The organism is Mycolicibacterium helvum (assembly GCF_010731895.1).
In the GTDB taxonomy this organism is placed as follows: Bacteria; Actinomycetota; Actinomycetes; order Mycobacteriales; family Mycobacteriaceae; genus Mycobacterium; species Mycobacterium helvum.
The window spans coordinates 3362820-3378176 of record NZ_AP022596.1 but is presented as its reverse complement, the minus strand read 5'-3'; the positions used below and the strand labels follow the sequence as shown (position 1 = coordinate 3378176).

The following is a 15357-nucleotide window of genomic DNA, read 5'->3' as shown; positions in this document are numbered from 1 at the left end:
GCCTAACGAAGGCATTGCACGCCCATCGGCATCAGGAGCACCACCGCGAAGCAGGCTCCGACCGCCCCGGAGATCAGCAGCGGGACCCGGCCATCGCTGCCCCACAGCAGTCCGGCCCACAGGCCTGCGGCCAGGACCGCGAAACCACTGGCGCCCTGGAACACTCCCTGCGCGCTTGCCTGTTGGTCGGCGCCGACAAGCGTGGAGATCCACGCCTTCCCGACACCGTCGGTGCAGGCGGTGAACATCCCGTACGCCGCGATCAGCACCCACGCCGCAACCGGATCGGTGGTCGCCCCGAGCCCGATATAGCCGACGGCGAAGAAAACCAGCCCGAAGCCGAAGACCGCTGAGCGGGGCACCTTGTCGGCCAGCACGCCGGCCGGGAAGCTGGCCAGCGCATAGACCAGGTTGTAACCGACGTAGGCGAGAATCACTTCGACGACTCCGAAGCCGATCTCGTTGAGCCGCAACAGCAATAACGCGTCCGGAAAGTTGACGACACCGAACGCGACCAGTAACGCGGTCACTCGCCAGTACCGTCGCGGTAGTTCGCGCAATCCGCGAAAGATCGGCTGTGCTGTGCCGCCCAGCCTGGTCCGTCGAGGTTCCCGCACCAGCACGACGAGTAGCACGGACAGCAGCGCGGGAATGATCGCAACGTACAGCAGCGGCGGGATTTGGTGATCAAGCAGCTCGTAGCCGGCGAGCCCGAGCAGCGGACCGACCACCGCACCGAGGGTGTCCATCGCGCGATGGAAGCCGAAAACCTTGCCGCGCAGCGATTTATCGATCCCGTCGACGAGCAGCGCGTCGCGTGGCGCACCCCGAATACCCTTGCCGAGTCGGTCGACGACTCGTCCTGCCAGCACACCGGGCCAGGCCCCCGCGACGGCGACGATGACCTTGCCCAGTGCGGCCATTCCGTATCCCGTTGCGATCAAAGGGCGTTTGGCGAAGCGGTCACCCAGCGGACCGACTGCGAGCTTGGTCAGCGACGCCGCCCCCTCCGCGGCGCCTTCGATAGCGCCGACCACTGCGGGCGGCGCCCCCAACACGGCGGTGAGATAGATCGGTAGGAGTGGATACAGCAACTCGCTGGCCGCATCCTGGAGGAACGACACCGCAGCGAGCACCCGGACGTTGCGGGTCAGCCAGGCAGTCACGACCGGTCTGTCGCGTTCAGGAAAGCCGGCGCGAGCACGAAGAAGTTCTCCTCCTCCTGCACGAAATGCAGCCGCAGCAATGCATACAAACCGTAGAGGCAAGCCATCAGGTCGTCGCTCTGGTCGGGCCGTACCGCGCCGGCCTCGTCGGCCAGTTCACGGTGAGCGTGCAGACGTTGCGCCAGCCGGTGGATCTCGGCGTGCATGCGGCTCATCGTCGCGGTGGCCTCAATACTGCCCAGCGGCTGGGCCAGCGCCGGATAGAGCGCGCTGTCCTCGGCTTCTTCGTGTGGAAGCAACGTGTGCTGCAGGAAGAAGTCCGCGTCCCGAAGTGCCTCCAGAGCTCCCGTCAACTGCCCGGCGGCGATCTGCTGTGCGGCGTCGCGTAGGAGCGACAGATCGTCGCGCATCTGGTCGTGCTCGCCAGAAAAGCGCCGCACGAGTGCCTCCGCGTCGCGGCTCAGCGGTGGCGGCCCGGCGTGATCACCGCGCAGTGCCCGAAGGGCGTTCAGGATCACCGCAAGGTCGATTCCTTCTTGCAGCAGCGCACCCCATGCGGGTGGCAGCCAACCGACGGCTGCACATCCCATGGCGATCAGCGACAGGCCCATCCCCGCCGCGGCGCTTTGCACCGCGATGCGCCGCGATCGGCGGGCGATCAGCTTGGCGTCGGCAAGCCGGTCAAGCCGATCAGCCGTGAGCACGATGTCGGCGGCCTCCGAAGTCGCCGTCGCGCCGCGGGCACCCATCGCGATGCCGACGTCGGCGGCGGCCAGCGCCGGCGCATCGTTGACCCCGTCGCCGACCATGGCCGTGACCGCACGCTCACTCTCGGCCCGCACCCGGGCGACCTTGTCGGCGGGCGTCTGCTGCGCGGCGACCTCGTCGAGACCCAGAACGGTACCGATCTGCTGTGCAGGCGCGGGCCGGTCGCCGGTGAGCATCACCAGCCGGGTCATCCCGGCGGCCCGCAGCCGCCGCAAGGTGCGCGGCGCGTCGGGTCGCAGCGGATCGGTCAGCAGAATCGCGCCGGCCAATTCGTCGTCGACGCGCACCCACGCAACCACTGCTCCGTCGAACGATGCTCGCGACAGAACCGCGGCGGCCCACTCCGGTATTGCTCCGTCGAGGCTGAGATTGCCGACAGTGACCCACTTTCCGTCCACCAGCGCCGACACCCCGATGCCGGCTTCCTCGGTCACTGAGCTGGGCATGCTCAGCGTCGCGCCGCGTAACCGCGCCTCGTGGACGATGGCGGTGGCGAGGACGTGCGGTGAGAGTTGGTCGGCCGACGCGGCCAGTCCGAGAACGTCGTCGACCGTCCAGCCCGGACCGACCGCGATTTCGGTGCCGCGCGGGCGGCCCGTTGTCAGCGTTCCGGTCTTGTCCAGCACCAAAGTGCTTGCTCGGCCTAGTGTTTCGAGCGCGCCGCCGCCACGGACCAGCACCCCGATGCGTGATGCCCGAGACAGTCCGGACACGATCGCCACGGGCGCCGCCAGCAACAGGGGGCACGGTGTCGCCACCACCAGTACCGCGACGGCGCGGGCGGGTGAGCCGCTGAAAATCCAGGCCAGGGCCGCCACAGCCAGTGCCACGGGCAGGAACCAGGCGGCGATGCGGTCGGCGATACGGACCACCGGCGCGGACTCCGCCGCCGCCTGCTGCGCCAGTCGGACGATCCCGGCGTAGGTGCTGTCGACCGCGGTTGCCGATGCCCGCAGTTCCAGGGCGCTGCCGGCGTTGACACTGCCGCTGCGCAGCGGCTCGCCCTGTCCGCATCGGACGGGCGCGGATTCGCCGGTCAGTGCGGAGTCATCGAGCACGGCGTCGTCCGAGAGCACCACTCCGTCGACGGGCAACACCTCGCCGGGACCCACCACCACGACGTCGTCGACGACGATGTCGTCCAGACCGACCACCTCGACGCCGTCGGGCGTGCGCCTGCGCGCGGTGCGCGGCACCCGGTCGAGCAACGCACGCAAATCCTTGGTGGCCCGTCGTCCGGCCGCCGCATCGAGGGCCTGTCCCGTGGCCAGCATGACGCCGATCAGTGCGCCTGCCAAGTACTCCCGCACCGCCAGCGCACCGCCGAGCGACAGCACGGCCAGGACATCCACACCCACGCGACCGGCGCGGATCGACGAGACCACCCACCACAGGGCGGGCAGGATCGCAGCAACCGTTCCAGCGGTCCAACACGCGTCGGCGACCGGGTGGGCGCCGAGCAGCCACGCAACACCGCCCGCGAGCAGCGCGGTGAGGGTCACGGCGAGAAGTAGCCAGCGCACGAATCCCATGGCAGGACCGGCGTTATCCGACGCTGGGTCGTTCATATCAGCCATGATCTCCGGTGTGTGACGGCGTTCGGCGCGCTGCGGCGACTACTACAGGCTATGTAGTATTCGTGGCTGAGGCGCCGCCCACCCATCGGCAGGAGAAAAGTTGTCGACTTTCAACGGTCTTCCTTCCCACGCGCTGCTCGTGCATTTCATCGTGGTCCTGGCCCCGCTGACGGCGATACTGGCGATCCTGTGCGCAGTCTGGCCCGCAGCTCGGCATCGATTGGTGTGGCTGGTGGTCGCGCTGTCGGTGCTCACCGCGGCACTCACCCCGTTGACCACGGAGGCGGGCGAATGGCTGGAGCACCAGGTGGGACGCTCGCCGGCGGTGCACACCCATGCCGAACTCGGCGACACGATGATCTTCTTCTCGGCGGCGTTGCTCGTCGCGTCGGCATTACTGGCGGTGATTCACCTTCGCGCCGGCCGCGGACGGTCGTTGTCAACGGCCTTGTCCGTCACCGTCGCTGTTTTCGTACTGGCAGCCGGCGTCGCGACGATCGTGCAGGTGTATCGCATCGGCGACTCTGGCGCCAAGGCGACCTGGGGCCGGGTGGCGCTGGTACCACCGGCCCCGAAGAGCTAGGCGAACACCTCGCCCGACGCCTCGCCCGCCTCGGGCGCAATCCGATCCTGGGCGACATCGGCGACCGCAACGAAATTCGCTCCCAACGCCAGCACCACCGCGATCGCCGCCACCAACAGCCACCCACGCTGCGGTCGGGGACCGGGCCGCTGTAGCGCGTCGACGCGGCGCAGCACCTCACCGGGCTGCCCGCCGATGCCGACCCCCGCCGACGGGACAACGGCCGAACACAGCAGCGCTACCCGCGCGATGGCCCGCAGTGCGGTGCTCCGGTCGTCGGCGGCAGCCCGCTCGTCAGCGGCCCGCTCGGCGGCGAATCGGATCGCTGCGCTCCACGGACGCAATAGCGGATTGAGCCGTACAGCCAGCTGCACCGCCTGGATGAGCATCGAATGGCCGCCGGCGAGATGGGCTCGTTCGTGCTCGATCACTGCCCGTAACTCACCGTCGTTCAGTTCCGAGGCCAGCGCACTGGTGACGACGACGACCGCCCGCCGGCCTGGCACCGCGAACGCGTCAGGCACCGGCGAGTCGACTCGAAGCACATCACCGACGCGACCCGCGCAGTCCCGAAACAGTTTTCCCGCACGCATATTCGACCCGACCCGAAGACCGTGGCGTATCGCGTCCAGCAGAGTCCACATCAGCCAACCCGCCAACAACAGTGCAGCGGCCCGGGGCGGCGCTGACCGGACGTCGATCGCGGCGGTCGCCAGTGCGAGCGCCGACGTCCACGTCGTGATCGCCAACGCCACCCCGGTGACGGCGAGGACTTTCGTCAACCACTCCGGGGTGAACAGCATCTCGAATCGTGGCAGCCACAGTGTCAGCAGCGCACCGACGAGCCACGGCGCCCCCAGCATCAGCCAAAGCATCACGGCGCACTGGAGCCGTTGTCGGACAGCAATTTTCGCAATGCAGCTTCGTCGGCGGGATCCAGTGCGGCGACGAAGTTGGCTAGCACGTCAGCCCGGTCGGGTGCCTGCCCGCGATGCAATTCATTGCGCATCCTGATCGCGGCTCGCAGTGCGGGAAGGTCCGGGGCCGGCACAGCAAGCGAATACGAATAAGCCCGGCCGGCCTTTGTCCTGGTGACCAGCTGCTTGTCGGTCAGCCGAACCAGGGCGGTCATCACCGTCGTGTGCGCGAGGTCACCGCCAAGTTCGGTCCGTACTTCGGCGACACTCATCGCGGGGTGGCGGCCCAGGACCGCGATGATGGCGTCTTCGAGACTGCCGGGTTGTCTGCGCACGAATGATCCTTCCCGGGCAAGGATAGGCATCCGCAGCCACTAGTGGCCGGCCAGCTGTGCCGCGTGGGGCTGCGCGACTTGCCGCGTTCGGCACGGTATGACTGGGCGCTAAACACATTCCGTTGTTGATCGGGGCCCGAGCCAGACGCCGCTCCACAACGGTCATTCATCCCGATTACCAGTATTTATAGCCCAGAAAGTAGAACGCATTCTACTATCGCGACATGCGATTCACCTACGCCGAGGCCATGACCGATCCGACGTTCTACATCCCGCTCGCTCAGGCCGCCGAGGCGGCCGGGTACCACGCGATGACGATTCCGGACAGCGTCGCCTACCCGTTCGAATCAGACTCCACCTACCCGTACACCCCGGACGGCAACCGGGAGTTCTTGGACGGCAAGTCCTTCATCGAGACCTTCGTGCTGACGGCGGCGCTGGGTGCGGTGACTACCAAGCTGCACTTCAACTTCTTCGTCCTCAAGCTGCCGATCCGCCCGCCGGCCCTGGTGGCCAAGCAGGCCGGTTCGCTGGCAGCGTTGATCGGCAATCGGGTCGGATTGGGTGTGGGCACCAGCCCGTGGCCCGAGGACTACGAGCTGATGGGTGTGCCGTTCGCGAAGCGGGGCAAGCGAATGGACGAGTGCATCGCGATCATCAAGGGGCTGACCAGTGGCGACTACTTCGAGTTCCACGGCGAGTTCTACGACATCCCCAAGACCAAGATGACACCCGCGCCGTCCGCGCCAGTCCCGATCCTGATCGGCGGGCACGCCGATGCTGCATTGCGCCGCGCCGCGCGCAATGACGGCTGGATGCACGGTGGCGGTAACGAGGACCTCGACGAGCTGCTGGCCAAGCTGAACCGCTACCGCGAAGAGGAAGGCAGCACCGGCGATGACTTCCAAATCCACGTCATCTCCGTTGACGCCTTCACCGTGGACGGCGTCAAGCGGCTGGAAGACAAGGGCGTCACCGACGTGATCGTGGGCTTCCGGATCCCCTACATCAAGGGACCCGACACCGAGCCGCTGGACGCCAAGATCCGTAACCTCGAGTGGTTCGCCGAGAATGTGATGGCGAAAGTCTAACCATCACAGCGGATCCCACTTGGGAGCGCGCTTCTCGCGGTGTGCCATGGCGGCTTCGCGCGGGTTGTTGGTGAACCCGGTCAGGATCTGTGTCCGGTTCTCGATCTCTTTGGCGTGCCGCAGGCTCGGCGCGTCCAGGGCGGCGTTCAGCCCGGTCTTGGTCTGCCAGACCCCGAAGGCATTGTTGGCTGCGATACTGCGCGCCATCTCCAGCGCGGCATCGGCAAGCTTGTCGGCGGGCACCACCTCGTGCGCCAGCCCGATCCGATAGGCCTCCTCGGCGTCGATGATCCGCCCGGTGAGCATCATTTCCCGCGCGGCGCCCGCACCGACGATCTTGGGCAGCAGATAACTCGTCCCCATGTCCAGTGACGAAAAGCCCGCCTTGATGAACACCGAGCCGAAGCGCGCTGTGTCCGAGGCGATCCGGATATCGCAGTGCAGGGCGTAGGCGAGTCCGCCGCCCACGGCCACCCCGTTGACCGCCCCGACCACCGGGATGGGCAGTTCGTAGAGCCGGGTCAGTTGGTCGGCCAGCCGGATCTGTCCGTCGTACATCGTCTTGAACGGAGCACCCGCCGGCTCGGTCCACGCCTTGCCGGTGCCGCTGAGGTCTGCGCCCGCGCAGAACCCGCGCCCCGCCCCGGTGAGGACGGCGACCCGGTACTTCCAGGAGCTCAGCTCGTCAAGCACGGCGTCCAGGCCGTCCATCAGGTTTCCGTCGATCGCGTTGAGCAACTCCGGCCGGTTCAGGGTGATACCGGCGATCCCGTCTTCGATTTCCTCGAATTCCACAGCAGCCATGGGGTGGAGATTAACTCGCAGCCACCTGGGGTATCCCGGGCGCCATGGCAACCGTTGACGTGGCTGTCTCCTCTGCTGTCCCACCCCAGCGAGCCTGGGAACTGGCCTCGAATCTGCACCGCTTCGATGAATGGATGACGATCTTCGGCGACTGGCGCAGCCCTGTGCCGCTGGTCGTCCGTGAAGGCACCCAGGTGTCGTCGCTGATCAAGGTGAAGGGCTTCCGCAACACCATCCATTGGAACGTCACCAACTACGACGCACCGAAGGCGATCGAAATGCGCGGCTGGGGGCGCGGCGGCATCGGGATCGGCATCACAATGCGGGTCATCGACGAGCACCCGGGAACCTGTTTCCGCCTGAAGGCGGACATCTCCGGCGGACTGCTGAATGGCCCCGTCGGCCGCCTCGTCGCAAAGGTGCTCGAATCCGAGGTCCAGAAGTCGGTGGAGAATCTCGCCGCACTGACCTGACCGGGACTTGCCGTTCGGCGCAGATGTCGGTGCGTTTGCCGACAAACCTGGCGTAGGGGAGGTCTGCGCCATCGCCCCGCGCTACCGTGCTACCACCCAACGACGGGAGGAAGCCGGGATGGCCGGATACCGGGAACTGTTCGACGCCAGCGTCGCTGACCCCGCGGAGTTCTGGGCGCAGGCCGCTCGCGCGGTGTCGTGGACGCGTGCGCCGCAGCGCATCCTCGATGACACCAACCCGCCGTTCTACCGGTGGTTCCCCGACGCCGAGTTGAACACCTGCGCCAACGCGCTGGACCGGCATATCGCGGAACGCGGCGATCAGCTGGCGCTGATCTACGACTCCCCTGTCACCGGGACCAAACGAAGTTACAGTTATCGCGAATTGCTCGACGAGACAGCCCGTTTCGCGGGCGTACTACGTGGATTGGGTGTCGGCAAGGGCGACCGCGTGGTGCTCTATATGCCGATGATCCCCGAGGCGGTCATCGCGATGCTGGCCTGCGCCCGCCTGGGTGCGGTGCACTCGGTGGTGTTCGGCGGGTTCGCCGCCCACGAGCTGGCGACGCGCATCGACGACGCACAGCCGGTGGTGATCGTCTCGGCGTCCTGCGGCATCGAATCGACCCGGGTAATCGAGTACAAGCCGATGCTCGACCACGCACTCGAGCTGGCCGCGCACACTCCGGCCGCGTGCGTGATCGTCCAGCGGGACCGGCACACCTGCGATCTAGTCGACGGCCGCGATGTGGACTGGACCGATGCGATGGCCGGGGCAACGCCCGCCGACCCGGTGCCGGTGGCCGCCACCGATCCGCTGTACGTGCTCTACACCTCCGGGACGACGGGCAAGCCCAAGGGCATCGTCCGCGACAACGGCGGCCATGCGGTCGCGCTGCTGTGGACTATGCGGCACATCTACGACATCGACCCGGGCGACGTATTCTGGGCAGCCTCCGACGTCGGATGGGTGGTGGGCCACTCCTACATCGTCTACGGGCCGTTGCTGGCCGGCGCCACGACGGTGCTCTATGAGGGAAAGCCCATCGGCACACCGGATCCCGGCGCGTTCTGGCGGGTCGTCGCCGAACACGGCGTGAAAGCGTTGTTCACCGCACCGACAGCGATCCGGGCGATCCGCAAAGAAGATCCGGACGCCTCGCACCTGGACCGCTACGACCTGTCGTGTCTGAAGTACCTATTCCAGGCCGGTGAACGGCTGGACCCGGACACCTATGCGTGGGCGTCGGCGAAACTCGGTGTGCCCGTCGTCGACCACTGGTGGCAGACCGAGACCGGATGGGCGATCGCAGCCAATCCGATGGGCGTGCAACACCTTCCGCTGAAGGCCGGCTCCCCCACCGTGCCGATGCCCGGATACGACGTGCAGATCTTGCAGGTGGACGGCTCGCCGTGCGCCCCAGGCGAGGAGGGCGCCATCTGCATCAGTCTGCCGCTGCCGCCCGGAACCCTGCCGACGCTGTGGGGCGATGACGCCCGATACGAGTCGTCCTATCTGTGCGAGCACCCCGGCTTCTACCTGACCGGTGACGGCGGTTATCTGGACGAGGACGGCTACCTGTTCGTGATGGGCCGCATCGACGACGTCATCAACGTTGCCGGACACCGGTTATCGACCGGATCGATCGAGGCAGTGCTGGCTGCCCATCCTGCGGTGGCCGAATGCGCCGTCATCGGGGTGGCCGACGAGATCAAAGGTCAGGTGCCGCGCGGCTTCGTCGTACTCAAGGCCGGGGCCTCGTCCGACGGCCTCGCCGAAGAATTGGTGGCCTCGGTGCGCAACGAAATCGGCGCGGTCGCCTGCCTCCGTCTGGTCGATGTGGTGCCTGCCCTGCCCAAGACCCGCTCAGGCAAGATCCTGCGCAAGACGATGCGCGGTATCGCGCACGGCAAGGATGAGCCGATGCCCTCGACCATCGAGGACCCGGCCGTCCTGGAAACGTTGCGGCCGATTCTCCAGCCATGACCGTCACCATCGACGAGTTCCAGATCGCTGACCCGCCCGACGCGTGGCGCGACGCGGGATTCAGCGTGGACGCCGATGACATCTGCCGCATCGGCGATGTTCGGATCCGTCTGCTCGGACGATCAAACGGCACCGGCATTCTCAGCTGGACGCTGCGGGGCCTGCCCGCCGACTGTGTGCTCGACGGCATCCCGACAGCGAGCTCCGACACCGACCCCGCACCGCCGGCCGCCCACACAAACGGTGTGGCATCGATCGACCACGTCGTGCTGCTGTCGCCCAACCTCAACCAGACCGTCGAATCGCTGGCCGCCGTCGGGTTGCGGCCGCGTCGGGAGCGCGACGCCGAACTCGGTGGTCAGCCGATGCGGCAGATCTTCTTCCGCTTGGGATCGGTGATCCTCGAGGTCGTCGGGGCACCGGCCGCGGCGAACGAGGGTCCGTCCTCGTTGTGGGGCATCACCTACGTGGTCGCCGATATCGATGCCACCGCGTCGTTCTTCGGCGACCACACATTGCCGGTCAAGGACGCCGTACAGCCCGGGCGCCGGATCACCACGCTGCGGCATCGCGATCTGGGCATGTCGGTCCGGACGGCGATGATTTCGCCGCCTATTCTCGGCGGATGACTGAGGACGTCGTCGACATCGTCGTCATCCACACCGACGGCGGATGCCGGCCCAACCCGGGCCCCGGCGGATGGGGAGCGGTGCTCCGCATGCGCCATCACGTCCGTGAGATGTGCGGAGGCGAGCCCACCGAGACGAGCAACAACCGGATGGAGCTGACGGCTCCGATCATGGCGCTCGAGGCTCTCACCCGATCCGTGACGGTGCACCTTTATACCGACAGCACCTATGTCCGCAACGGCATCACCAAGTGGGTGGCCGGGTGGCAGCGCAACGGCTGGCTGACGGCCGCGAAGCAGCCGGTGAAGAACGTCGACCTATGGCAGCGGCTTCAGGCCGCCTGCGCACGCCACGAGGTCGAGTGGTTTTGGGTGAAGGGCCACTCGGGTGTCGCCGACAACGAGCTGGCCGACCAGTTGGCGACGCGGGGTCTGCAGGAGGCGATCGCGGGTTCAGCTGTTTCGATCTGAGAACTTTCGATCCCGACACGTAAGGACACCGCCGAAACGCCTCGTGATCGTGGCGCGGCTGGAAACGCCAACCGCCGCCAGATCTCGGTCATACGGGCGCGCGAGGGTTCAGGGCAGCGCCACGGGGAAGGACCTCTTCAACGCGAGGTTTGCGTGTTCTCCGAGGAGACCATGAGGCGTGCCACCTCAACGCGCCGTGTCACATTGAGTTTGCGAAGGACCTGGGCGACATGGGTGTCCACGGTCCGGATCCCGATGAACAGGGCATCTGCGATCTCTCGATTCGTCTTGCCCTCCGCAACGAGCCGCGCCACTTCACTCTGCCGGCGAGTGAGGCCGCCCGTCATCGGTGAAGCGGGCGCATCGAAGCCGCCATGCGTCCGCTCGGGCCGCGACGCGTCGTCAACGCGAACCGAGGAGGTCAACGCCGTCGGTAGTCGTCGCGCCGCGAACGTGGCAACGACCTCGGGGAAGTTCATGAGCGCGATCTTCGGCTCGACTCGCTGCTGCAATTCGACGGCGTCGGTACCGAGCTCAAGGAACAACTGTTCGAGAACGCGTTCGCGTTGGGCGGACAACACATCAATGCCGATGAGCAGCTCACTACCGGAGTGCTGCCAATAGCGCCCCGTCATCCCCAACAATTCAGCGGCGAACGAATTCTCCTGCTGCATCGCCAGAGACCACGCGACGACTTCTGAAGCCAGTGCCACGCCGAGCAGATCCTGCACCGAGGCCTTCAGTTCTAACGTTCGTCGTGCCTCCGTGTACGCGCGGGCGTACTCCCCCTCGAGGTAGTAGACGAGCGAACGCACCCAAGACACCAACCCGTGGCACCAGACATCACCGTGTTCGAGACATATCTGCTCACACTCATCGCACTGCTCCAAGGCGACCTGGCGATCACCGTAGAGCGCCCGAAGTTCCGCGTTGAGTTCCAACAACATGGACAGCGCCCACGGCCGGACCCGTCCTTGCGCACCCCGAAGGGCGTTTTGCAGGAGTGCGATCCCCTCTGTGCCATGGCCACGAATGGCGACACAGCAGCCGAGGAGCGCCTTGGAGAGGAATACCTGTTCGGCACAGTCCGCTTCGAGCGCCGCTTCGTGGCATCGCTCCAGTGATTCCTCCGCCTCCGCACGCAGGCCACCCAGGAGTTGCGCCCAGCCCTTCGTGAGCAGGTGGGCACACATCTCGGCGGCGTTGGGCGCGGTCCGATTCCCAAGTCGCTCGACCCAGAGCAAGCTCTCCTTGATGTGGCCACCGGCGATCCAGTGCGGCCATAGAAACGCGTAGAGCGCTACCGCCTTATGTGCGCGCGACGCATCCGCCAATGACCACTCGAACGCTGCGCGAAAGTTTCCGATGGAGCTCTCGAGATTGGCCAGAATGCGGCTCTGATCCGCTCCGAACCACTCGTCGAAGGCGGTACGTGCGGTACCGACACAGTGATCGAGATGTCGGTCCCGCATGGCGGCAACCAGCTCATCTCCGAGAATGCTCTGAGCTTTGAGCAACCCGAACGAGCTGACGGTGTCCAGCAGCCGATAACGGGTCGCTGAAGTTTGCTCGCTGATCAGAATCGACTTCGCCGTGAGTCGATCCACCGTATTGAGAAGCTCAACATCGACGACGACATCCTGGACGGCAGCGATCGTGTCAGCGGTGACGGCGCCACCCAATACCGACATGGCCATCCAGAGTTCCTGTTCGGGTGCCGTACACCGCTCCCATGTCCAGGCCAACACTGACTCGAGGCTGGTCTGATGCGACGCGCCGCCGGGTGCGTCACGCAAGATCTCGAATCGCTGATCAAGATGCGTGCGTATTTCCAGCGCGGTCATCGAGCGGGTTCGACCCGCTGCGAGCTCGATCGCCAACGGAATGCCGTCGAGATGCCGGCACAGACCGTCAACGTCGTGAAGACCGGCCTCGGGCACTGGACGCCCCGTGACCGCTTGTGATCGCGCGATGAAGAGCTTTGCGGCATCGCTGATGCCCTCGCCGTCAGGTGACTCGGTCGACAGCGGCGGAACGAGGTAGATGTTCTCCCCGGCGACGCCGAGTTCGGTGCGGGTGGTGGCCAAGATCTTCACCCCTGGGCACCATGCGATCAGGTCGGCCACAATCGGCCCGAGTGCTGTGACTACCCCCTCGCAGCGATCCAGTACAAGCAGACAAGACCCGTCAGCGAGCAGGCTTCGCAGCAACGCAGCAGGAGAGGTGTCCAGTCCTAGGGAATCGAGGATCGTGTGCTCAACCAGCTGGTCACTACTCGCCACCGATAGGTCGACGAAGTGCACGCCGTCTGGATAGTCGCCGACGGAACGCTTCGCGACCTCTTTCGCAAGTCGCGTCTTTCCGATCCCCCCGATCCCGACGAACGAGACAAGCCGGGCAGCGCGCAACTTGTCCGTTGCGGTGGCCGCCTCCAGGGACCGTCCGATGAACGGTGTCGGGTCTTCGGGAAGACGGTCTTTGGCAAACTTGCCGCCGAGCATGGAATACCTTCCGTCGAAGTCGAACATTGTGACAGAAGTGCTCCGACTCCCTCCGGGGATGGGTTGTCGATCCCGCTTCGTCACCCGCGACTTACACCTGCCGCCGAAGATAGTCGACGCGAGTTTCAGATGCGTTTCATTCGGAACGGGAATTTCGAAACCACCACTGTGGGCGGGCGTCGGTTGTCTCATCACGCGGCGGATCCCTTCGCCCGACAATCGGTGCGCAGCGTGCAGCACATGACCGCGGCATCGGGCTCGAACCCCTCAGTCGAGCCGAAACCCAGATCTCTCGCACCGTGACAGCACCTGATCCGCCTTCGGCCAGCCAGGCAACCTCCAGCCCACCCCGGCAACGATTCTTGGCTGATCGTTCGGCATCACTTGATGGTGGCTGCCACGTCGCCCGACATTGCGGCGAGCTGCGGACCCCAACTCGACCAGTCGTGCTGTCCCCCGTCAGGAATGTCAAAGTGGCCGTTGGCGCCGCGCACTGCGTGATACTGCGCGAAGAAGGAGCGACTACTGCCCTGCGCCTGATCGCAATAGCCGATCATCGCCGCAGGGTCGCTACAGGTCAACGTCGCGGGGCTGAAAACCCATATCCGCGTGTTGTTGTCGACCAAAAGACCAGCGTGTACCGAGGGGTCGCGCCACTTCCACCGACCCAACTGGGCTGCACCCCACATCGTTTGGGTATTCACCCCGCCGAACTGCGCCATCCCGGCGGTTATTGCACCGTTGAACGCAGTGGCCGAGGGCGTCAGAAACCCCGACATCGAACCGGCATAACGAAAGCGGTCGGGATGGAACTCTGCCAACATCAGGGCACCGGTACCGCCCTGCGCCGCTCCGACTACGGCATGCCCACCCGGAGCGAGACCCTTGTTTGCGACCAGCCAGTCCGGTAACTCCTCGGACAGGAACGTCTCCCACTGCCGACTGCCGTCCATCTCCCAGTCGGTGTACATGCTGTACGCACCGCCCGCGGGTGCGGCCACCGAAACACCCTTGCCCGCAAGGGTTTGCATCGCATGCCCCGCCGTCACCCAGTTGCTGACGTCCGGCGCTGCGTTGAATGCGTCGAGCAGGTACACCGCGTGTGGTCCGCCCGCCTGAAAGGCCACGGGAACATCGCGGCCCATCGCCGACGAAGGCACCATGAGGTACTCGACCGATGGACTCGCTTTTGCCACGGCGCCCGCCGACAGACTGGCAACGAGCACGATAGCCAGGGCAAGCCTCAGCAGGAGCACTGCGCGCTTGGCTCCACCAAACAAGCCGGCCGACGGGATGCTCGAGTAGGGCCAGGTGTTCAGCGACGAACTACGGTGAAATGACGCCATGTTCATGGTGCAACCGGCTGGCCGTACACCGCGACGACGACAGAGCGGTCAAGGCTGTTCTCGGACCAGACCCCAATTTGGGTGTTGGCACAGTTGGACATGATGTTCATGTAGTCGGGCCGGTAATACCAGTCGTTCATGATCTCGATCCCGCTGATTGCCAAGGCTGGGTTGATCGCCACCGTCTCGGACACGGTCCCCAGGTAACCGGTTGACCTGGCGCGGTCCTGCACTGTGGACCCGTCAGATCCGATGTCCGCGTGGAGGTCACGGTTGTTCAGCAGGTCGTCGGCGTGCCACTGAGCGGCCAATCGCAGTTGCGGGTTGATGTTGAGATCGTTGGTGCAACCGGCTTGGTGCTGGATCGTATAGACGTTGGCGGCCACGCTGTTGTTGAGTCGCTTGTTGTCTGCACCGGCAGGGGCGGCAATCAGGACGCCTGCAGCACTAACGACCAGCCCCGACGTCATCAGTGTGGTCACTCGCGGAAGTAACTTCATCTGGTTCCCTTGGTGTCCTGCCGTGACGATCACGACGATGGTGACCGAGTGCTCATTTCCGATCGAATTCTGTTATGAGCCACCGATTTCCGTTGCCGTCCCCGTGGTTGGTTTCGCCAGGCTCGACGCTCGCTTCTGCCGCATCGGTCGATCTTTTCGTGGCGCCGTCGAGATCGACATCTGACACCTCGGCGGATTCACCTGCGCACG

Annotated in this window: 15 protein-coding genes; 7 read left to right on the top strand and 8 right to left on the bottom strand. The window is 65.8% G+C overall.

Going from position 1 to position 15357, the window contains the following annotated elements; genetic code table 11:
• Window positions 1–2: 2 nt before the first annotated feature.
• Together G6N38_RS15915 and G6N38_RS15910 are read right to left on the bottom strand one after the other, a co-directional pair.
• Entirely contained in the window at window positions 3–1166 is a 1164-nt protein-coding gene (locus G6N38_RS15915; protein ID WP_163749033.1) for an MFS transporter, read from the bottom strand.
• Window positions 1163–3502, bottom strand: coding sequence for a heavy metal translocating P-type ATPase (locus G6N38_RS15910; RefSeq protein WP_163749030.1), 2340 nt, complete (start codon window positions 3500–3502; stop codon window positions 1163–1165). Before G6N38_RS15910 ends, G6N38_RS15915 begins: the two co-directional genes overlap by 4 nt.
• A gap of 109 nt (window positions 3503–3611) precedes the next feature.
• Between G6N38_RS15910 and G6N38_RS15905 the strand changes: the two genes are divergently transcribed.
• A complete protein-coding gene (locus G6N38_RS15905; RefSeq protein WP_163749028.1) occupies window positions 3612–4094 on the top strand; it encodes a DUF2231 domain-containing protein in 483 nt (160 codons plus the stop codon).
• On the opposite strand, the gene G6N38_RS15900 is transcribed toward G6N38_RS15905, so the two are convergent.
• Window positions 4091–4957, bottom strand: a complete 867-nt coding sequence (locus G6N38_RS15900; RefSeq protein WP_163749026.1) for a M48 family metalloprotease — start codon at window positions 4955–4957, stop codon at window positions 4091–4093. The two genes, G6N38_RS15905 and G6N38_RS15900, sit on opposite strands and share 4 nt — an antisense overlap.
• 11 nt (window positions 4958–4968) lie before the next feature.
• Complete coding sequence (locus G6N38_RS15895; protein WP_246227239.1) at window positions 4969–5346, bottom strand: BlaI/MecI/CopY family transcriptional regulator; 378 nt, start codon at window positions 5344–5346, stop codon at window positions 4969–4971.
• Between the two features lie 224 nt (window positions 5347–5570).
• Here G6N38_RS15895 and G6N38_RS15890 point away from each other — a divergent pair, with 224 nt between their 5' ends.
• The gene (locus G6N38_RS15890; protein WP_163749022.1) at window positions 5571–6437 is read left to right on the top strand and encodes a TIGR03619 family F420-dependent LLM class oxidoreductase; all 867 of its coding nucleotides are present in this window, start codon (window positions 5571–5573) and stop codon (window positions 6435–6437) included.
• A 3-nt stretch (window positions 6438–6440) separates the two neighbouring features.
• On the opposite strand, the gene G6N38_RS15885 is transcribed toward G6N38_RS15890, so the two are convergent.
• A complete protein-coding gene (locus G6N38_RS15885) occupies window positions 6441–7241 on the bottom strand; it encodes an enoyl-CoA hydratase/isomerase family protein (protein WP_163749020.1) in 801 nt (266 codons plus the stop codon).
• 44 nt (window positions 7242–7285) lie between these two features.
• On the opposite strand from G6N38_RS15885, the gene G6N38_RS15880 reads away from it, so the two are divergent.
• From G6N38_RS15880 to rnhA, 4 genes are all read left to right on the top strand, one after another.
• Window positions 7286–7714, top strand: a complete 429-nt coding sequence (locus G6N38_RS15880) for a type II toxin-antitoxin system Rv0910 family toxin (protein WP_163749018.1) — start codon at window positions 7286–7288, stop codon at window positions 7712–7714.
• Between the two features lie 118 nt (window positions 7715–7832).
• Complete coding sequence (locus tag G6N38_RS15875; RefSeq protein ID WP_163749016.1) at window positions 7833–9701, top strand: propionyl-CoA synthetase; 1869 nt, start codon at window positions 7833–7835, stop codon at window positions 9699–9701.
• A complete protein-coding gene (locus G6N38_RS15870; protein ID WP_163749014.1) occupies window positions 9698–10330 on the top strand; it encodes a VOC family protein in 633 nt (210 codons plus the stop codon). Before G6N38_RS15875 ends, G6N38_RS15870 begins: the two co-directional genes overlap by 4 nt.
• Window positions 10327–10800 (top strand): ribonuclease HI, encoded by a 474-nt coding sequence (gene rnhA, locus G6N38_RS15865; RefSeq protein WP_163749013.1) that lies wholly within the window; start codon window positions 10327–10329, stop codon window positions 10798–10800. The genes G6N38_RS15870 and rnhA overlap by 4 nt, the downstream gene beginning before the upstream one ends.
• Before the next feature lie 137 nt (window positions 10801–10937).
• Here the strand turns inward: rnhA and G6N38_RS15860 are convergent, their stop codons facing one another.
• From G6N38_RS15860 to G6N38_RS15850, 3 genes are all read right to left on the bottom strand, one after another.
• Window positions 10938–13328 (bottom strand): helix-turn-helix transcriptional regulator, encoded by a 2391-nt coding sequence (locus G6N38_RS15860; protein ID WP_163749011.1) that lies wholly within the window; start codon window positions 13326–13328, stop codon window positions 10938–10940.
• A gap of 353 nt (window positions 13329–13681) precedes the next feature.
• Complete coding sequence (locus tag G6N38_RS15855) at window positions 13682–14647, bottom strand: alpha/beta hydrolase-fold protein (protein ID WP_163752043.1); 966 nt, start codon at window positions 14645–14647, stop codon at window positions 13682–13684.
• A 2-nt stretch (window positions 14648–14649) separates the two neighbouring features.
• Window positions 14650–15117: a CAP domain-containing protein gene (locus G6N38_RS15850; RefSeq protein WP_163752042.1), complete on the bottom strand. Its 468-nt coding sequence runs from the start codon at window positions 15115–15117 to the stop codon at window positions 14650–14652.
• Window positions 15118–15169: 52 nt separating this feature from the next.
• Here G6N38_RS15850 and G6N38_RS15845 point away from each other — a divergent pair, with 52 nt between their 5' ends.
• The gene (locus G6N38_RS15845) at window positions 15170–15331 is read left to right on the top strand and encodes a hypothetical protein (RefSeq protein ID WP_163749009.1); all 162 of its coding nucleotides are present in this window, start codon (window positions 15170–15172) and stop codon (window positions 15329–15331) included.
• Window positions 15332–15357 lie beyond the last annotated feature (26 nt).